This window comes from Burkholderia sp. BCC0398 (assembly GCF_902833245.1).
In the GTDB taxonomy this organism is placed as follows: Bacteria; Pseudomonadota; Gammaproteobacteria; order Burkholderiales; family Burkholderiaceae; genus Burkholderia; species Burkholderia sola.
In genome coordinates this window covers 294,420-314,681 of record NZ_CADFEM010000010.1, presented here as the reverse complement: position 1 = coordinate 314,681, position 20,262 = coordinate 294,420, and the positions used below count along the sequence as shown (strand labels likewise).

14 protein-coding genes are annotated in these 20,262 nt (G+C 62.8%); 13 read left to right on the top strand and 1 reads right to left on the bottom strand.

Features of this window, described 5'->3' with window-relative positions:
* Positions 1-334: 334 nt before the first annotated feature.
* From HWX76_RS36945 to HWX76_RS23055, 10 genes are all read left to right on the top strand, one after another.
* On the top strand, positions 335-4,978 hold the full coding sequence (locus HWX76_RS36945) for an RHS repeat-associated core domain-containing protein (RefSeq protein WP_176016381.1): 4,644 nt from the start codon (positions 335-337) through the stop codon (positions 4,976-4,978).
* 11 nt (positions 4,979-4,989) lie between these two features.
* Complete coding sequence (locus HWX76_RS23095; protein ID WP_176016380.1) at positions 4,990-5,583, top strand: DUF1963 domain-containing protein; 594 nt, start codon at positions 4,990-4,992, stop codon at positions 5,581-5,583.
* A gap of 574 nt (positions 5,584-6,157) precedes the next feature.
* Positions 6,158-6,934, top strand: coding sequence for an SMI1/KNR4 family protein (locus tag HWX76_RS23090; RefSeq protein ID WP_176016379.1), 777 nt, complete (start codon positions 6,158-6,160; stop codon positions 6,932-6,934).
* A gap of 147 nt (positions 6,935-7,081) precedes the next feature.
* Complete coding sequence (locus HWX76_RS23085) at positions 7,082-7,612, top strand: DUF1629 domain-containing protein (RefSeq protein WP_235356268.1); 531 nt, start codon at positions 7,082-7,084, stop codon at positions 7,610-7,612.
* Between the two features lie 50 nt (positions 7,613-7,662).
* Entirely contained in the window at positions 7,663-8,262 is a 600-nt protein-coding gene (locus HWX76_RS36940) for an RHS repeat-associated core domain-containing protein (RefSeq protein WP_204383877.1), read from the top strand.
* Between the two features lie 11 nt (positions 8,263-8,273).
* A complete protein-coding gene (locus HWX76_RS23075) occupies positions 8,274-8,717 on the top strand; it encodes an Imm30 family immunity protein (protein ID WP_160300525.1) in 444 nt (147 codons plus the stop codon).
* 442 nt (positions 8,718-9,159) lie between these two features.
* Positions 9,160-10,587, top strand: a complete 1,428-nt coding sequence (locus tag HWX76_RS23070) for an MFS transporter (RefSeq protein ID WP_176016378.1) — start codon at positions 9,160-9,162, stop codon at positions 10,585-10,587.
* A 374-nt stretch (positions 10,588-10,961) separates the two neighbouring features.
* Positions 10,962-12,248 (top strand): L,D-transpeptidase, encoded by a 1,287-nt coding sequence (locus HWX76_RS23065; protein ID WP_176016377.1) that lies wholly within the window; start codon positions 10,962-10,964, stop codon positions 12,246-12,248.
* A 161-nt stretch (positions 12,249-12,409) separates the two neighbouring features.
* Positions 12,410-13,522 (top strand): porin, encoded by a 1,113-nt coding sequence (locus tag HWX76_RS23060; RefSeq protein ID WP_089489679.1) that lies wholly within the window; start codon positions 12,410-12,412, stop codon positions 13,520-13,522.
* Positions 13,523-13,532: 10 nt separating this feature from the next.
* Positions 13,533-14,585: a nucleoside hydrolase gene (locus HWX76_RS23055; protein ID WP_089489678.1), complete on the top strand. Its 1,053-nt coding sequence runs from the start codon at positions 13,533-13,535 to the stop codon at positions 14,583-14,585.
* Between the two features lie 29 nt (positions 14,586-14,614).
* Here the strand turns inward: HWX76_RS23055 and HWX76_RS23050 are convergent, their stop codons facing one another.
* Positions 14,615-15,523: a LysR family transcriptional regulator gene (locus tag HWX76_RS23050; protein ID WP_050016266.1), complete on the bottom strand. Its 909-nt coding sequence runs from the start codon at positions 15,521-15,523 to the stop codon at positions 14,615-14,617.
* 94 nt (positions 15,524-15,617) lie between these two features.
* Here HWX76_RS23050 and HWX76_RS23045 point away from each other — a divergent pair, with 94 nt between their 5' ends.
* The 3 genes from HWX76_RS23045 to HWX76_RS23035 all read left to right on the top strand — a co-directional run bounded on the left by HWX76_RS23045 (position 15,618) and on the right by HWX76_RS23035 (position 20,249).
* On the top strand, positions 15,618-16,967 hold the full coding sequence (locus tag HWX76_RS23045; RefSeq protein ID WP_089489677.1) for an NCS2 family permease: 1,350 nt from the start codon (positions 15,618-15,620) through the stop codon (positions 16,965-16,967).
* 46 nt (positions 16,968-17,013) lie between these two features.
* Positions 17,014-18,114 (top strand): adenosine deaminase, encoded by a 1,101-nt coding sequence (gene add, locus HWX76_RS23040; protein ID WP_124595047.1) that lies wholly within the window; start codon positions 17,014-17,016, stop codon positions 18,112-18,114.
* A 173-nt stretch (positions 18,115-18,287) separates the two neighbouring features.
* Positions 18,288-20,249 (top strand): WG repeat-containing protein, encoded by a 1,962-nt coding sequence (locus tag HWX76_RS23035; RefSeq protein WP_244137998.1) that lies wholly within the window; start codon positions 18,288-18,290, stop codon positions 20,247-20,249.
* Positions 20,250-20,262 lie beyond the last annotated feature (13 nt).

Here is a 20,262-nt window from a genome sequence, read left to right as displayed (position 1 = left end):
GGCATGGGCGACGGACCGGCGGAAGTCCTGTTCATCCCGTCGCATCGGGGCCGTGTCGATCGAGCCATCCCCCGGAAGGCCGCCGTTTTCAGCGTCGGGCGGCCGTTGTCGCCACGACAGACGGTTACGAAATTTACATAAAGTCGGTGCGACGGCGAGCCGCGATAAATGGGGTGCGAAGGATTGGGCGGCTGCCGGGAAACCGGACCTTTCATTTTCCCGTCGCCCAATCGTCGGTACAATGCCGCGAGCCGTTGGCCGGTCACCCGGGACACGAGAAGGCGAGGCCGTCGCCGCACGTCGAAAGCCGAACAACCAGAAGAATCCTGAGAGCATGGCAGATCAAAAACTCCCTCCGGGCGCGGAGTATGAGCAGGCCACCCCGTGGTTGACCGATGTTCATCCGGACGACGTCGTCGCATCCGGCGAAGGCTTCAACGCGTGGCTGATCAGCGTGACGCATGGCTACGTGGACGTCGATCGACTGAAAACGGTCGCGAGCATGATTCCGGTGCTCAACAACCTGATGGCGCTGGCCGATGCGCTCACCGACATCGTCTCGATCATCCGCAAGCGCGGCGGAGAACTGCTCGACTATCTCGGACTCGCGATCAACCTGATCGGCGTGATTCCGTTTCCGCCGGTGCTGGCGCCCATGCGTCTCACGGCGCGGCCGCTGCTGGCGCTGATTCGCAATGAAATCCTGATTCACAAGCGCGATATCGGCGCCGCGCTCATATTGATCGTCGTCACGCATGTCCAGGCGTCATGCGCGACCGAGATCGAGGATTTCCTGACGAAGCTGCAGGCCGTGCTCAACGACGTGATCGACCACTGCGCGGCGAAAGCCCGGGAGATCCTGACGAGTCTCGCGGACGGCATCGATGCAGTGTTGGCGGGGCAACTGTTCGATCCTGCGGAGAACGAGCGGCGGGCCGCCGAGTATCGTCAACAGATGAAGAAGAGCGGATGGTTCAGCAAGGATCTGGTAACGGGGGCGTGGGGATATCTGGCCGAGTCCAGGACGGCGCTCGTCAAGCGCGGCGCCAACGCCGCGACCAGCACGGCGACCGGGCTTATTTCGGAGGAATACGTCGCACCGATTCGCCAGATTGCCGTGTCCTTGCGCACGCTTGCTCCGGTGGTGGTCGGCAAGATCAACGAGCTGAAGGGCAGCGACGAAGGCAAGCTGATGTGGCTGCTGCTGAAGCTCGTCAACGCGTTGCGGCACAAGCGCGACGCGATGCGGGCCGCATCCATCAAATCGCAGGGCACGACGGAAGCGACGGCCCAGCGGCCGCAGGTGCCCCTTGCCGCGACGAAGAAGGAGACGAGAGCGAAGGGCTCGGGTGTCGACCACTGCGAAGAGTGCGGGGTCGGTGCGTCGGGCGGTTCGATCAGCTACGCGTTCGGCGACGAGACGTTTTCCCATGCCGATTTCGAATTGCCGGGTGCGATGCCCGTCGTCTGGATACGCGTCTATCGGTCCCGGCTGGCCGGATACGATGCCGGCGAACTGGGCGCGCGCTGGCTCTCGCCGTACATGACGCGCATCGATGTTCGGGACGGCAAATGGATCTACAGCGATTCAACCGGCCGCAACATCGAATATCCGGCGCTCGCGGCAGGTGCGGTTCACGACGACCGCGTGGAAGGTGTGACTCTGAGCCGGCTCGACGACACGTGGACGACTGTCGCGTACGGTCACGATCTACTGCACGTATACGAGAAGCGCGGCGATTCGTTCCGCCTCGCGTTGCAGAAGGATCGCGCGGGCAATACGATCGCGCTCGATTACGATGACGCGAATCGTCTGGCGCGGCTCGTCAGTTCGGCCGGCCATACGCTCGCGTTTCGTCACGACAGCCGCGGGCGTGTCACGACGATCGAGCAGATCGTCGACGCGAACACGCGCACCACGCTTGCCCAATACCAGTACGACGAGAACGGCGATCTCGTGCGTGCGGCGGATCGTTACGGCAACGTGCGCCAGTATGCTTACGACCGTCATCTGATCACGCGCTATACCGATCGCACCGGCCGCGGCATGAACCTCGAGTGGGAAGGGGCGGAGCGCGACGACAACACGAATGCTCGGTGCGTGCGCGAATATGCCGACGACGGCAGCCACGACGTTCGTCTCATGTGGCACCCGAACATCCGCCTGACCTATGTCACCGATGCACTGGGCAACGTCACGCGGTACTACTACAACATCCGCGGATACATGTACCGGATCGCGTATCCGGATGGCACCGAGGAGTGGATGCGGCGCGACCAGGACAACAACCTGGTCATGCATGTTCATCGCGACGGCGGCATCGAGGAGATGGACTACGACGCACGCGGGAACATGACGAAGCATTACCGCGTCGACGGGGCTGTGGTCGAGATGGGTTACGACGACCGCGATCAACTCGTTCGTCTCAAGGATCCCGAAGGATATGAGTGGGAGCGCTCGTACGATGACGCGGGTAATCTGGTCGCGCAGAAGGACCCGCTCGGGCACGAGACGAAGTATGCGTACAACGCCGCCGGGATGCCGGTCAAGATGGTCGATGCGAAGGGCGGTACGAAGGTACTTGTCTACGATGACGCGGCACAACTGTTTCAGTACACCGACTGCTCGGGCAAGGTGACGAAGTGGCGCTACGATGCCGACGGGCGACTGGCGCAGTCGATCGATGCGGCTGGCAATGCCACGGTTTACCGGTACGGCCCGAATGGGGCGGTCAGCGAGATCTCGTCTCCGGCAGGCACCTATCGATATACGCACGATGCCGAAGGCCGCCTGCTGTCTCATACCGATCCGCTCGAGCGCATGACGCGTTTTTCATACGACGTCGCGGGGCGTGTGGCCGGCCGCGTCGATGCGCTCGGCTACACGCTCGCCTACCGTTACGATCGCCTCGGTCGCTTGACGGCGTTGACCGATGCGAATCGCGCGACCTATCAATTTCACTATGATCCGGCCGGGCGATTGCTGGAAGAGATCGGGTTCGACGGCAAGCGGACCACATACGGATACAGCGAGGGCACGCTGCAGCCGGTGAAGATCGACGAGGGCGGGCAGGTGACCGAACTCGAATTCGATCAGGCCGGCCGCATCGTATGCCGGACCTCGGGTGCGAGCAAGGAGCGATTCGCATACGACGCCAGCGGGCGACTCATCGAGGCGCTTAACAGCCACAGCCGGACGCAGATGTTTTTCGATTCGGTCGGCAATCTGGTGCGCGAACATCATGCTTATCGGCTGTTCGGTGAATCGCGCAGCTATGTGTGGCATCACGAATACGACGAAATCGGCACGCGGATCAAGACCGTCCGCCCCGATGGTCATGTGCTGGACTGGTTGATCTACGGGTCGGGTCACGTGCACGGGCTCGTGCTCGATGGTGAGGAGCGAATCCAGTTCGAGCGCGACGATTTGCATCGAGAAACCGGGCGGATGCTGTCGAGCAAGGTCGGGCAGCAGACGCAGTACGATCCGGCCGGACGAATCACCCGGCAGGCCATTCGGCGAGCGAATGCGCCTGCCGCATTGGCCGAGCGCCGGTATCGGTACGATGCCGTGGGGCAGCTCGAGCATATCGAGGACAGCCGCAAGGGGTTGATCAACTATCGTTATGACCCGGTTGGCCGCCTCATCGCGGCGATCGGGCCGCTCGGTACCGAGACTTTCGCCTTCGACCCGGCAAGCAACATCATTGACCCCGGTAGTCCCCGGCACGCTCGTACGCCGGGGGCCGTGAAAGCGAGTCCGGTTGTGCCGGACAGCGTGGACAGCACATTGCCTGCGGAAGTGCCGCGCGTGCTAGGGAATCTGTTGAAGGAATATGCAGGTACCCACTTCGAATACGACGCGCGCGGGAACCTGATCGGCAAGCGATCGCCGGTGGGGCGGCAGGAATACGAGTGGGACGGATTCAACCGGTTGCGAGTGGCGCGTGTCGAGGAGACCGGGCGGCAGCATGAGGCGCGGTATTTCTACGATTCCTTCGGACGCCGGATCGGCAAGGACGTGGATGGCGTGCGGACCGTTTTCGGCTGGGATGGGGATCAGCTGGCGTACGAAAGTAATGAAGCCGGTGCGACGCAGTACGTGTATGAGCCGGAAACGTTCGTTCCGCTTGCCCAATATGTGACGGCGCAACCAGTCGCGGGGATCCATACGCCGGTGTGGCAGGAGGGCGAGCCGTACGTGCCGGAGAAGGATCCGCTGCAACGTGTGCCGGAAAGACAGTCGGACGCGCATTTGTTCTATTACCACTGTGACCAGATTGGTACGCCGTTGTTGATGACGGATGAGGTCGGGGAGGTGGTGTGGGAGGCGTCGTATCGGGCCTGGGGCGAGGCGCGGGAAGTGATCGCGCGGGTGTCGAAGGCGGCGGGCGTGGAGCCGAGGAACCCGATTCGGTTCCAGGGGCAGCAGGAGGATGCGGAGACGGGGCTGAGGTATAACCGGTATCGGTACTATGATCCTGTTCTTGGGCGCTTTGTCAGCAGGGATCCGATTGGTCTGGTTGGCGGGTTAAATGCCTATCAATATGCACCCAATCCGGGGCAGTGGATTGATCCGCTCGGGCTGGCAAGAAAGTGCCAACTTGGCAGCTATGGAGGCTTGACTGGAAAGGCAAACGCTCGAGACGAGCTGGACGCACACGAGTTTGTTCGGAATGAGGCTTTGGAGCAGATGGGACTTACCCCTGAGGGGGTACGCAATAAAGCGAATCCGTCGATTGCACTTCCGCGTCCGATGCACACGGAAGTTCACAAGAATGAGAACGCGTTAGCGGCCCTCCATCTGGGGGTTGGTCGAGATGAGTTTCAATTCGGCGAGAACGGGCTGCCTACGAAGCGCCAGATGGATGTTTGGCAAGGGGCCTTGCGCCAGGCAGGTGTTCCTGCGGCACGTGCGCGCGAACTTCGAAGGCAAGCGGGACGCTTCCTGTCTCGGTGCCCATGTCCATGTAATTAGGAGGATCGTAGATGTTCAATGAATTGATCTTTGTTGACGGGGAGCCAACCCCATCCGTGGCCTATTTCGGAGGGAGCCCCTTTTTGCCCGGAGCGTTCAATTGGCCGGCTGATTCAAACGGTGCTCCGTTGCTTCATCTGGCTACCTTTCCTGCCGAGTTTCTCTGCAAATATGTGTCTGGGCTCCGTGTGAAGAGCGACTTGGTGGTGTCCATCTTTTCCCCATACTCGCTAACAGACGACGGATACATCGATAGCGCGATGAGCGAAGGTGGGGTCGCATTGGCCTATCGTCCTAGCAATATTTCGGTGGACCGGTACGGAAGCCCTATTCTGCCGCCCAAGCGGATTGACGTCGTGCAGAACCCCGCTGACGACAGCGAAGAAAATGGCATTGCAAAAATCGCAGGTATTCCCGCGTGGGTGCAGGATGAGGAAGAAAGAGACGGGATGATTTATGTCCTACAACTCAACAACTCACGTCTAAACAAAGCCGCGCCCACGCACAAGAGCATTCTGGTGGGTGGGGTCGGCTACTTGCTTCTGAAAAGTGATCTTGATCATGAGGGACCAGACGCGGGAGTGTTCATTATCCAGACGTCGTAGAGCGGGCTCGCATTACAGGGAAGTTTGATATTGTGGTGGTCGATTCGTCTGTAAGGATCTGATCCACATTGTGATCAGTCGGGACGGAAGGGGGGGCTGATGTGTCAGGAATTAGTTCCCCCCAGAGCGGCGGCCAAGACAACGTATATGTCGGTTGGAGAGCTTATCTTCCGACCGATGTCCGCTGGCCGATGTCTATCAGTGGCTAGCCGCTGGTTCAGCTGATGAATCTTCCAGGAATATGGTTTGGCCTAAATATCAAAAATGATGATTTCTGTATTTACCCATTATATAGAAGGTAAAGTTGATTATTATCGATAGCTTCGCGAAAGAGATGGCCGTCGAGGCAGTCGTTGCTGGGCATCTGGCGAGCGAATCTGATGCATTTATTGCCACGTCTTGATTGAATATTTAGAGAGATTTTTAGTGCGAGGCCGAGTAAGCGGCCTTTGTTTTTTAGGCGGCAGATCAACGTGAGTCGACTAGGTTCCTTGGCCTCGGTCGTCGAGGACCCGATCGCCTGGATTGACCCGCTTGGTTTGGCGTGCCGCCGGCCCCGGCGGCTATCGCGTGAATGACGCAGATCAACACGGCAACCTTAGCCGCAAAGCGAATCGCGCGCCAAGTAACACGAATACGGTTGCCGACGGGGGTGGTGCAGTCACATCATCCGATTCAGCAGGAATGGGCGAAGCAACAGATGTTTCCTAACGGGGACTATAGTTCACGAGCTGCGCCGGCGGTTTTGCTGTCGAGCACTTCGGGCTCCATCCATGCCCAAATCTCCGGTATGCAGCGGGCATTCCGAAATCAAAACGGCTTCAATACGGATGTACAAACTGAGTTTAACGAGGCCGCCCGGCAGATGGGGGCGGCCGGTGTTCCAGAAAGTGTCGTGAGACGAGCGATACGGAAAAATTTGACGTATTTAGACTGTTTGGGGGGGCTTTCAATGCTAAATAAAGCGTATCTTAGTCAACATTTCGAACTGAGAATTCCAGCGACCACTAGTCAGATTCATGTTGCGGAGGCGAAGGTCGGGTTGTCTTTTCCTAAAGAGTACGTTGACCTTCTCCAAATCACCAACGGGCTAAATTCGATGGGCTGCTTGGCTCTGCATGAGATAGAAATTTTGCCGGAGCGGAATGTCGATTATGAAGTCCAGAAGTGCCTCCCTGGATATTTCATGATCGGGGATGATGGTGGTGGTCAAGCAATTTTGATCAATTCCAGCGGAGAGGTATTTGAAGTAGGAATGGGGGTGATGAACCCGAAATTTCTGGAGAGATCGGCCGACTCACTGACCGATTTGTTGGTGAATCTCAAAGGCTTGACGCTTGGCGAAAGATGAACTCTAGGCCGCCTGCTTGAAGTCGTTGATCAGTCAAGATCCGATAAGGCTACTGAAGGCAGAACCATCGACCATGGGCGTGTCCGACCTGAGCGGGGAAGTATGACGAAAATCTGGACCACGGAGGCGGACTATCCGGAAAGTCGGATGGCACTCTACGACGAGGCAAAAAATGGGGTGGATCGCTTCGAGTTGCAGGAGGCAAAGCGCCTCGCAAGACTCGATCCCTTATTATTCGAGCTTCCCAAGAAAGGGCTGTCAAAGATTCGAGACTACGGCGTCATCTGGTCAGACATCTTGATTCCGCTCGTAAGTGAAGCGGTGCGTGTTGCGATTGAAGAACTGGCGAATGACGATGATGTTCAGTTCATCCCGGCTGTCGTTAGATCGAACGGAGAGGCGATTGATGGCCCGTACTTTCTTCTCAACCCGACTAGGAAAGTTGACGTGGTTGATCACGATGCTTCAGAGCCGATAATGGTGAAAGTCTCGGGATTTCCTGACGCTAAGGTCGGTTTCAAAAAGATGGTCTTGCGCCCCGATTTCCCAGCCAATGGCATTGGCCGGCAATACGACTCCCCGACATACATTGTCGTCGGCGATCAATTGGCCGATGCTGTTTTGCGTGCCACGAAGAAAGGAGTGAGATTCACTACTGGTATCCCACCGGTCAGTTGATGCCGAACTGACCGGCAGTGCCCGGACGGTTCCACCTGAGCCACAACCTGATGCAGCACGGAAAGGCGCCCCTCTCGTTCCAGGGGCAGCAGGAGGATGCGGAGACGGGGCTGAGGTATAACCGGTATCGGTACTATGATCCTGTTCTTGGGCGCTTTGTCAGCAGGGATCCGATTGGTCTGGTTGGCGGGTTAAATGCGTATCAATATGCGCCTAACCCCGTTCAGTGGACCGATCCCACAGGGCTTACACGATGCTGTTGCCCGTCGTTGCTTCCCGGCGAAGGAGACGTCGGAAAGTACAGGGATTTGAAGAGAGCCGGATCAACGGGTGACAATCTCACTCCGCATCACATTCCATCTGATGCGTATATGGAGGGAATTGCTGTGCCAGGTTATACGCGCGGCGACGGTGTGTCTATTAACATGGAAATGCCTCCGATCGGAGGACGTCATCGTCAAACTAGTTCTTATGGGACAACCCCTGATCTAACGATGGCGCCTAGGGATATGTTGGCGCAGGATATTCGAGATGCTAGACGAATTTACCAGCGACAAAATTGTTATACGTCTAAAGTTCGTGCTGGGCTGCAGAAAGTTATTGCTCAAAACAAGGCTCAGTATCCGTCGACATTTGGGAAGGGATTATGAAAAAAGATTGCTTGGAAGATCTGCTGCGTGTTCGTCAACTTGAATCCCCGGATGAAGTTGCCGTATTCGATGGGGTGCTTGAGACTCTTAGTTCTGACGTTTTATCGAAGGGGGACCTTGTGGATCTCCTTTCTGTATTTATTGACCGAACTAGAAATGAAGAAGTCATGTATGGTCTTCTTCATTTAATAGAGGGTGGTGATATAAATTTAGTTGTCGATGCTTTAATGCAGGTAGCCCCGGATATGAGAGCAACTGCGTCTGATTGGCTGGATACGTTCATCTATCGACTACTGAATGGTGATCATTCTCGGGGTGTATTGATTGATCATCTAAAGCAGAGCAAGCATACACCCGGCGGCGCAGAAATTGTTTATCGGCTTGCCGCGATGGAGCAGGATGCCTCCGAGAAAATCAGAGAGAGGGCATCATTCGTTCTGTCTAAATTAAATTAAATATATTGATGGCGTGTTGATTTGCTGGTTGGCGGGCAGTGTGGCAGTTACCTGCTAAAAAAATGCGCAAAATCAATGGATGGTCACTCTGCCTGGAATCGAGGTTGATTATGGGGATTCCCGGCTGCTGCTGAATTATGTGAAAGGCGTGCGGTTATTGCGTTTATCAACTCGGAAGAGTTCTTGTCTGAGTATCGGGGAGTTTCGAAATATTTGGCCCGGATGTAAGTGGTGTAGCCGTGAGGGCAAGGGCGAGATGAACCCGTGCTCGTTCAGACATTCATCGCGAAACCGCCCGTTGAACCGCTCCGAAGACATTCGGCCCACCCCGCCATCACCCGATTGATGTGCTCCCGCACGCGCCTCGCTAAAATGCGCGAAGCCGCTCGCCAGTTTCCTCTGCTGGCGCCAACGACAATCAAGAATCCGGAGACTCGCCACCATGGCATCCACCCAGCCCGACCCGCTCACGGCAGCAGGCGCCGCCCTTCCTGCCGAGATCGACCCCGGCTCCATCTCGGCCCGTCTCGACCGCCTGCCGCCGACGCGCAGCGTCTGGAAGCTCGTCGTGCTGCTGAGCCTCGGCTTCTTCTTCGAGCTCTACGACCTGCTGTACAGCGGCTACGTCGCGCCCGGCCTCGTGAAAAGCGGCATCCTGTCCGCGACGACGCACGGCCTGTTCGGCACCACGGGCGTCGCGAGCTTCATCGCCGCGCTGTTCTCGGGACTCTTCATCGGCACGATCGCGTGCGGCTTCCTCGCCGACCGCTTCGGCCGCCGCGCGATCTTCACGTGGTCGCTGCTGTGGTACACGGCCGCCAACGTCGTGATGGCGTTCCAGGACACGGCCACAGGTCTGAACTTCTGGCGCTTCGTCGTCGGTCTCGGCCTCGGCGTCGAGATGGTCACGATCGGCACGTACATCTCCGAACTCGTGCCGAAGCAGATACGCGGCCGTGCGTTCGCGTGCGAGCAGGCAGTGGGGTTCGTCGCGGTGCCGGTGGTCGCGTTCCTCGCTTATCTGCTCGTGCCGCACGCGCCGTTCGGCCTCGACGGCTGGCGCTGGGTCGTGCTGATCGGCGCGCATGGCGCATTGTTCGTGTGGTGGATTCGCCGCGAATTGCCGGAAAGCCCGCGCTGGCTCGCGCAGCAGGGCCGGGTCGACGAAGCCGACCGCATCATGCGCGCGCTCGAGGCGAAGGTCGAGGCCGAATACGGGCGGCCGCTGCCGCCGCCCGCGCCGGCCGAACCCGTGCCGCCGCGCGGCAGCTTCCGCGACATGTGGGTGCCGCCGTATCGCAGCCGCACGATCATGATGACGATCTTCAACGTGTTCCAGACGGTCGGCTTCTACGGCTTCGCGAACTGGGTGCCGACGCTGCTGATCAAGCAGGGCATCACGATCACGTCGAGCCTGATGTATTCGAGCGTGATCGCGCTCGCGGCGCCGATCGGCCCGCTGATCGGCCTCGTGATCGCCGACCGCTTCGAGCGCAAGTCGGTGATCGTCGCGATGGCGGCGGCGATCGTCGTCTGCGGGCTGCTGTTCAGCCAGACCACGGTGGGCGCGTTCCTGATCGTGCTCGGCATCGGCCTCACGCTCGCGAGCAACATCATGTCGTACAGCTTCCACGCATACCAGGCCGAGCTGTTCCCGACGTCGATTCGCGCGCGGGCCGTCGGCTTCGTCTATTCGTGGAGCCGCTTCTCGGCGATCTTCTCGTCGTTCGTGATCGCCGCCGTACTGCGCGGTTTCGGCACGTTCGGCGTGTTCGCGTTCATCGCGGGCGCGATGGTGATCGTGATGGCCGCGATCGGGGGGATGGGGCCGCGCACGAAGGGCATCGCACTCGAAACCATCTCGAAGTAGTCGGCATCTGCGCATGCGTGTCGCACGGTTCGTGCGGCATGCGTGCGGTGCGGTTGCGTTCCGGTGTTCGCCATCGTCGAAATGATTTGGGATGCAAATCAACTGCGAGGCGATATCGGAACCGCATGAAACACGCAAGCGCGCCGAAAACATCCAACACGCCAGCCTGCCACGCAACGAAAGCTCAAGCGGCAGCGAGTTGAAACAAAGCGTGACGAAGCGCAATTACACGTAAAAGCGCGCTTCCGGTCGCTGCCGATTCGCGTATCGACGAGTAGAATGAAGGGCCTGACGACTCATTATCCGCCATCGGAGCGCCCGCGTTGCACAGCGACGGCTCCGCCGCGAAGAGGCGTCGGCGCCGGGCGCGCACGATGCGCCGGACGTGTCGATGGCTTGCGCGGAAGATGCGCCGCTCGCACCAGCAGCATGCGGCGGCCGGATCGGCCGATGGCTTCGAACGTATGATTCTTGCCCCTCTGGCGCGGCGCTTTGCGAAGCCGCGTTGCCTCGAACGTGCAGCCGCCGCATACGTGTCGCTCGCTGTCGCGATGTCGATTTCCGTTCTCGCCGAGCAGCCTGCCTTTGCCGCGTCCGACGCTGCGCCGTCTTCGTCCACTGCGTTGCCGGCTTCAGCGGCGTCCCGCACGCCGCCGGCTTCATCTGCGCACGCAGTGTCGGGCGCATCGGCTGCCGCGCCAACATCCGCCGCGTCACACGCGAATCACGCGGAATCCGCGAGCGCAACATCGGGGGCATCCGCGGCTTCCGCCGCGTCGGCCGCCGCGCCCGCATCGGCCGCATCCGGCACGCCCGCCAGCGAGGCCGAGCCGCCTCCACCCACTCCGCCGCGCCGGCATCCGCCGCTGTCGGTCGAGGAGGCGCAAAACGCGACGACCCGTGCGCTCGACATGCGCAAGCGCTTCACGCAGGAAGTCACGCGACGCCTGAACGTGCCCGCGAACGAACAGCGCGCGTACGGGGACCGCCTTCAGAAAGCGCTCGCCGATGCGGATCTCGGCGATCTCGCCGGCGAATACGTCGTAATGGTCGATCGCGCGCCGAACGTGCAGGCGCTGTTCGTCTATTTCCGCGCGACGCCGGCCAATGCGTGGTTGATGATTGGCGCATCGCCGGTCGGCACCGGGCTGCCGGGCCAGTACGACCATTTCCTGACACCGCTCGGCGTGTTTCATCACTCGCCCGACACGATGGATTTCCGCGCGGAAGGCACGACGAACGAGAACGGTATTCGCGGCTACGGCCACCGCGACATGCGCATCTACGACTTCGGCTGGGTGGATGGCGAGCGCGGCTGGGGCAAGGGTGGCGTGTCGCCGATGCGCTTCCAGATGCATGCGACCGACCCCGATCGGCTCGAAGCGCTGCTCGGCATCCGGCATTCGAAGGGCTGCGTGCGGATTCCCGCGTCGCTGAACACGTTCCTCGACCAGCACGGCCTGCTCGACGACGACTATCAGGCACGCGTCGAGGCCGGCAAGTCGTTGTGGGTGCTGCGTCGCGATCGCGACGTCACGCCGATCGCGGGCCGCTACCTGGTCGTGATCGATAGCGCCCGCAAGACTCGCCCGGCCTGGTCACCGATGCCGGGGCGCGGCGCGTGGTCGAAGCTGCCGAAGGGCGGCGACACGGCGGACTGAGCGCCGGTTCACCGACAGCGGAATGCGCGAGGATGAGAATAAATCCGTTTTATTGACATATAAGGAAAGCAAACTTTTATTATCCGATCCGGGTTCGTATAGTCGAGTCCAGTTTCGCGGAACCCTGCCGCGCCTGGACTACCACCGACCACACGACCCGCATGAAAACTCTCTACAAGCTCGCTCCGCTCGCGATGCTCGGCGCCTTCGCGACCCATGCCGGTGCGCAAAGCAGCATCACGCTGTACGGTCTCATCTCGGCCGGTGTCGGGTTCGCGACGAACCAGGGCGGCAAGAACGCGTGGCAGGCGTTGTCCGGCACGAACCAGAACCCGCGCTGGGGGCTGAAGGGCAAGGAGGATCTCGGGCAGGGGCTGTCCGCCGTCTTCCAGCTCGAGAACGGCTTCAACGTGATGACGGGCACGGCCGCGCAGAACGGTCGCGAGTTCGGGCGCATGGCGTACGTGGGGCTCGCCGACCGCACCTACGGTTCGCTGACGTTCGGTCGCCAGTACGATGCGATCCACGACTACATCGGGCCCGTGATCATCGCGAGCAACGGCGTGAACATCGGCGACAACGACAACGGCTACAACGACATCCGCGTGCAGAACTCGGTGAAGTACGTGAGCCCCGTCTACTACGGGCTGAAGTTCACCGCGCTGTACGGCTTCAGCAATACGACCGGTTTCGCGAACAATAGCGCGTACAGCTTCGGGCTCGGGTATGAGCGCGGCCCGCTGCGCTGGAGCGTGGTCTATGCGCAGTACAACCATCCGTACAGCGCGACGAACCAGAACGGCGCGATCGCGAACGACTATGCGTCGCCGCTGCTGATCTTCAGCAAGAGCGCGATGTCGCCGGCCGCATACGCAAGCCGGCAGCGGATCGCGGGCACGGGCGGCTTCTACACGATCGGCCGTGCGCAGTTCGCGGCGATGTTCACCGACGTGCGCTACGATTACCTCGACAATTCGCACCTGCACCTGCAGAACCTGGGCGTGAACGTCGTCTACACGATGACACCGCAACTCTTTCTCGGCGCCGCGTATGCGTTCACGAACGGCAAGTACGACGTGATCGACAAGCGTCCGAAATGGCATCAGGTGAACCTGCAGGCCGATTACTTCCTGTCCAAACGCACCGACGTCGCGCTGACGGTGATCGCGCAGCAGGCGGCCGGCGACGCGGACCATGCGCAGATCTTCGCGTATGCGCGTTCGACCGGCACGCGCCAGATGATGGCGACGCTCGGCGTCCGGCACGTGTTCTGAGCGCCCGACCATGACCCATCCGATCGCCTCCCGCCGCACCTTCCTGAAACTGTCCGCCGCGCTGGCCGGCACCGCGTTGCTGCCCGAAACGGGCGCATTCGCGGCCGGCGGCGACGCCGCGCGCCGCACGGTGATCATCGACACCGATCCGGGGCAGGACGACGCCATCGCGATCCTGTTCGCGCTCGGCGCGCAGGACCGGCTCGACGTGCGCGCGCTGACGGCCGTGGCCGGCAACGTGCCGCTCGAGCTGACCGAACGCAATGCGCGGATCATCCGCGACTGGGCCGGCCGCACGAACGCGCTGCCGGTGTATGCGGGCTGCCCGCGGCCACTCGTGCGCGATCTCGTGACGGCCGCGAACGTGCACGGCAAGACCGGGCTCGAAGGCGTCGAACTGCATGCGCCGCGCGCGCCGCTCGCCGCCGGTCACGCGGTGTCGTACCTCGTCGATACGCTGAGCCGCGCGGAGCCGAACAGCGTGACGCTGTGTGCGCTCGGCCCGTTGACGAACCTCGCGACCGCGCTGGTCGAAGCACCGCAGATTCGCGCCGCGTTGCGCGACATCGTGCTGATGGGCGGCGCGTTTTTCGAGCGCGGCAACATCACGCCGGCCGCCGAGTTCAACATCTACGTCGATCCGCACGCGGCCGACGTGGTGTTCGGCAGCGGTGTGCCGATCGTCGTGCTGCCGCGCGACGTCGCGGTGAAGGCGTCGATCACGCCGGCGCGCGTCGCGCCGTTCCGTGCGCTCGGCAACCGCTGCGGCGCGATCGTCGCCGACATCATGGAGGCCGAGCTCGCCTACAACAAGAAGCGGCGCGGCGTTGAAGACGCGCCGATGTACGACCCGACGGCCGTCGGCTATCTCGTCGATCCGACGCTGTTCGGCGGCCGCAAGGTGAACGTGGTGGTCGAGACGACCGGGCAGTGGACGCTCGGCGAGACGATCGTCGACTGGAACGGGCGCAGCGGCCGTGCAGCGAATGCGACATGGATCAACGAGGTCGACGCGGACCGCTTCTACGCGACGCTCGTCGAGCGCATCGCGAAATTGCCCTGAGTGCGGGCGGCCGTGCGCGGCGAACGGAATCAGATGCGCTGCTCGATCCACTCGCGGCACGCGCGCACGTGCGGGCCGCGATCGTCGGTGGCGAGCGAGATCAGCGAGATCGCGCGCGTGACGCGCGGCTTGTCGACGCGCAGCGCGACGAGTTCGGGATCGTGCAGATGCATCGTGTAGAGGCTCGGCAGCACGGCGGTCGCGAGGCCGTTGCGCGCGAGCGCGTAGAGCGGCTCCGTGTATTCCATCCGGTACGTGACGTTCAGGCGCAGCTTTCCGGCGCCGCCGGTGCGATGCAGCGATTCGCTGACGCTGCCGCGCACGAACACCGCGAGATCGCGATCGGCGAGCTTCGCCCACGTGACGCTCTTCGCGCGGGCGAGCGGATCGTCGTGCCGCACGACGATCACGATCTCGTCCTCGAACAGCTGCTGATAGCGCAGCGTGCCGTCGTCGCCGTCGGGTTCGCGCACGCCGATGCCGAGATCCGCGACGCCGTCGCGCACCGCTTCGACGAGCGCGCTGTTCGGCAAATCGGTGAGCGTGAAGCGCAACGTCGGGTGCGTGGCGCGCAGCGCGTTGAGCGCGGGCAGCAGGCGGCCCGCGACCGACGGGATGAACGCGATGCGCACGGTCTGGATGCGTTCGCCGATGAGCCGCGTCATGTCGTCGAAGGTGCCGCGCGCCTGATTGAGCAGGCGCTCGGCGAGCGGCAGCACGGCTTCGCCCGCGGCGGTCAGCGTGAGCCGGTGCGCGGTGCGTGCGAACAGGCGGCCGCCGAGCAGGAACTCGATCTGGCGGATCGACGCGGTGAGCGCGGGCTGCGTGAGCGACAGCGCCTGCGCGGCCTGCGTGAAGCTGCGTGCGTGTGCAAGGACGACGAAGTGCTGGACCTGCCGCAGCGTGAGCGCGGGAAGCAGCGACGAGCGGTCGGACATCGGGCAATGACGGTCGGGATGCGGTACGCGGCAGTATAAGACCGCGCTGCACGACCCGACACAGGACAATATTCGGAATCACAGGAGAACCACCATGTCAGCGACTGACACGATGCCGGCGCGCGTGCCGGCCAACTGGCTCGAACGCCGCTTCGCGCTCGCCGCGCGCGGCACGAGCGTGCGCACCGAGACGATCGCGGGCGTCACGTCGTTTCTCGCGGCCGCGTATCTGCTCGTCGTGATCCCGTCGCTGCTCGCGACGGGCGGCATGGACCGCGGCGCGGCGACGACCGCGACGATCATCGTGTTCGTGCTGTTCACCACGCTGATGGGGTTCTACGCGAACCTGCCGTTCCTCGTCGGCCCCGGTATCGGCGGCTCGGTGATCATCGGCGTGACGCTCGCGACGACCGAGCACGTCGGCTGGCAGACGGGCCTGGGCATCGCATGCGTGTCGGGCGTGCTGTTCTTCCTGCTGACGATACTCGGCGCGCGCGGCGTCGTGGTGCGGCTGATTCCGGTGCAGATCAAACTCGGGCTCGGTGCGTCGATCGGGCTGTTCGTCACGATGCTCGGGCTGCGCAATGCGGGGATGGTCGTCGCGAACGCGAAGACCAACGCGTTCGCGCTCGGCGACTTCTCACGGCCGGGCGCGTTGGTTGCGCTGATCGGCCTCGCGGTCGCGATCGTGCTGCAGGCGCGCAAGGTGCCCGGCGCGATCCTGATCGCGATCCTCGTCGCCGCCGCGGCCGGTGTGCCGCTCGGCGTCACGCACCTGCCCGCGTCGTTCATGTCGCTGCCGCACGGCATTGCGCCGATCGCGTTCAAGCTCGATATCGGCAGCGCGTTGAGCCTGGCCGCCGCGCCGTACCTGTTCGCATTCTTCGCGGCGGAATTCTTCTCGACGCTCGGCACCGCGCTTGCGGTCGGCGCGAAGGCGAACCTGCTCGACGAGCACGGCAACCTGCCGAACATCAACCGGCCGTTTCTCGTCGACTCGCTCGCCGCGACGCTCGGGCCGGTGTTCGGCATTCCCGCGCTGACCGCGCTGATCGAATCGGCCGCGGGCGTCGAGTCGGGCGGCCGCAGCGGGCTGTCGTCGGTGGCGGCGGCCGTGCTGTTCGCCGCGATGCTGCTGTTCGTGCCGGTCGCGCTCGCGATTCCGAAGGAGGCGACGGCGCCGGCGCTGATCCTGATCGGGCTGTCGATGTTCGCGACGATCCGCCATACGCATTTCGACGACTTCACCGATGCGCTGCCCGTGATGTCGATGGTGCTGCTCACGCTGATGTCGAACAGCTTCGGCACCGGCATCGCGGGCGGGCTGCTGTGCTACGTGCTCGTCAAGCTGCTGGCTGGGCGCTGGCGCGACGTGTCGTGGGGGCTCGTCGTGCTCGCGCTGCCGCTCGGTTATTACTTCTGGACCGTCGTGAAGCCGCACTGAGAGACGGCTTCGCGACGCAATGGCACTACCGAAAAAAGAGACTGACATGAAGGGAACACCAGGCAACGTCCCGGCCGCGCGCACGGGCATCGAGATCACGCCGGCCCATCGGGCCTTCTTCCGCGCGCTGCCGAAAGTCGAGCTGCATTGCCACCTGCTCGGCGCGGTGCGGCACGACACGTTCGTCGCGCTGGCCGAACGCAGCGGCGCACCGATTGAACGCGCGGAGATCGACGCGTTCTACGCACGCGGCGAGAAACCGGTCGGCGTGCTGCACGTGCTGCGCGCGCTCGATAAATATCTGCTGACGCAACCCGACGACCTGCGGCGTATTACCTATGAGTATCTGGAAGACGCAGCCGCCCACAACGTGCGGCACGCGGAATTCTTCTGGAATCCGACGGGAACGGTGCGCGTGTCGGGCATCGCGTATGCGGATGCGCAGGCCGCGATCGTGACGGGAATTCGCGATGCCGCGCGCGATTTCGGAATCGGCGCGCGCGTGATTCCGAGCATCGACCGCGAGCAGGACCCCGACGAAGCGGTTGCGATCGTCGAGTGGATGAGCGCGCATCGCGCGGACGAAGTCGCGGGACTCGGTATCGATTATCGCGAGAACGACCGGCCGCCCGAGTTGTTCTGGAAGGCGTACCGCAGCGCGCGTGCGGCCGGCTTCCGCACGACTGCGCATGCGGGCGAGTTCGGGATGCCGTGGCGCAACGTCGAGACGGCCGTCGATCTGCTGCAGGTGGACCGCATTGATCACGGCTATACGATCGTCGACAACCCCGAGCTGTGCGCCCGCTATGCGGAGCGCGGCATCGTGTTTACCGTCGTGCCGACGAATTCGTATTACCTGCGCACGCTGCCGCCGGCGCAATGGGCCGAACTGCATCCGATGCGCAAGATGCCGGGGCTCGGGTTGAAGATCCATCCGAACACTGACGATCCGACGTTGCACAAGGTGAACCCTTCGGAAGCGTGGGAGCTGATGTTCAGCCATTTCGGCTTCACCGTGGCCGAGTTGAAGCAGTTCATGCTGAACGGGATCGACGGCGCGTGGGTCGATGACGCGACGAAGGCGGCGTGGCGTGCAGCGTGGGTGCCTGAATACGACGCGCTGGCCGCCACGCTCGCGGCCGGCTGAACGCGGTCGAGTGCCTCGCCGGCCGGTACGTCGCCGGGCCGGCGATTCATTCGAATCGGGAAGATAGTCGCGGTCGAAATCGGATAGCGTATTGCGCGCCGTCATGGTCGAACGATGACGGTGATGGTGCGCGGCGCAGGCGGCCACCGCCGGCGTCATCGCGTGCTTCTATAATGGGCGCCGACACGATCACGGCAACAATAATAACGAGGGCGACCCTTCCGATGGGCAATCGAGCATGGCTTTATCTCCAGCCAGGTAATGGCGACGACGCGCGAACGATCGAGTTCGCGGAATCCAATAATCACTTTCCGCTGCTGTGGCGCGTGCTGTTGGCCGACGGCGGCGCGGGCGACGCGATTACCGATCAACGCGTGTTCGGCGATGCCGGCACGCCGAATCTCATGAGCGATGCACGCGCCGCGCTTGCGCGCCTCAGCCGGCTCGCGGCGTTCGTCACCGCGTATCCACTGCCGGGCGACGATCCGGCGCTCGCGCGCCAGTTCGATGCGGTCGTGCGTCATCTCGGCGAGTCGATCGATGCGCTCGGCGACGCGCACGGCGCGGCCCGGCTATCCGCGAACCTCGACGAACTGTCATGGCTCGACGACGGCGATCCGAACGACTACATCGACGAGGAACGCGATGCGTGCACGCGCCTGTGGTGGCAGGTCGCGAACTGCATGGACTTCCGCGACGTGCGCGGCGTGCGCGATGCACTCGAGATCGATACGCCCGCTGACTGGGGCGACTGGGCGTGGGGCTTCGGATTCGGCGGCGTGTCGCATCATTATTTCCGGCGGCAGAATCCGCCGCGCCGCGTGACGTTCGCCGAGATGTTCGACGCCGGTGAGCTGCACGGCAACTGGCTCGATCACGACACGTTCAGCTTTCGCGGAAGCAACGGCCTGTGGGGCGTGCGGCGTGAAACCGACGACGCGTGGGACGTGATCGTGCCGCCCGAGTGGACGAACCTGTGGGCCAGTGGCGCGCGTGACGACCGGTTGTTGTGGGCCGCGCGCGACGGCAAGGTCGGCCTGCTGCTTGCCGATGGGGACGTCGAGGGCGACGGTGTCAGGATCGTGCGCGAACCGGCGTTCGACGCGGTGTGGGATTTCAGCGGCGACGTCGCCTGCGTGCGCGTGGGCGAGCGGTTCGGGCTCGTGCGCACGGACGGGGCGTGGGTACTCGAACCGACGCTCGACGATTTCGGCGAGTTCACCGGCGGTGTCGCGTCGGCGAGCCTGAATGGCCGCTGGGGCTTCGTCGATACGCATGGCGCGTGGACGATTCCGCCGCGTTTCGACGACGCGCACGAATTCGTGAACGGCGCCGTCGCGGCGGCAGCCGAAGGCGAGCGATGGGGGCTGATCGGGCGCGACGGGCAATGGCGCGCACAGCCCGAGTGGGCGTCGCTCGAATGGTCGTCCGAGTGCGGCGCGTTCGTCGCGCGGCGTAACGGTCACGTCGGTCTCGTCGATGCGAAAGGCCGGGTGATCGTCGAACCGCATTACGCGGAAGTTGCACCGCTGACCGGCGGCGAACACGCGGAAATGTTCGATGAGCTCGGCACGATCCGCCATATCGTGCGGCGCGACGACGGCCGTTGCGCGATCGTCGACGGGCAGGGCCGCGTGCTCACGCCGTTCGACTTCGTCAACATGGGCGCGCTGTCGTGGCTGCCCGACGACGAAGCGGTGCCGGGCGAGCTGTTCACGCGTTACGCGATCGGCGGCCTGCCGGGCGAGCCGGTGCAACTGGCGATCTGCGATCTCGAGACGGGCGCGACGATCGCGCAGGGGCGCTACGACGACGTGGCCGGCCTGTTCTGGGGCGCCGATCATGGCTGGCTCGCCAGCGTGCAGGACGACGACGGCCACGACGTGCGCGCGACGGTATTGCGCGCGGACGGCACCGTGCTGCATCCGGCGCGTTACACGCGAATCGGCGACGATGCGCTGTTCGACGACGATCGTGACGACGATGCACGGCATGCGACGTTGATGCCGTGGTTCGTTCGCCGTGTCGAGATCGCGCAGCGCTGGCGCATGGATGAACCGGTCGCCGCATTGCGCGATGACGGCGCTCCCGTGTGGCTGTACGCGGATGGGCACGCGACGACGACGCTGCGGTAGCCCGGAGCGCCGC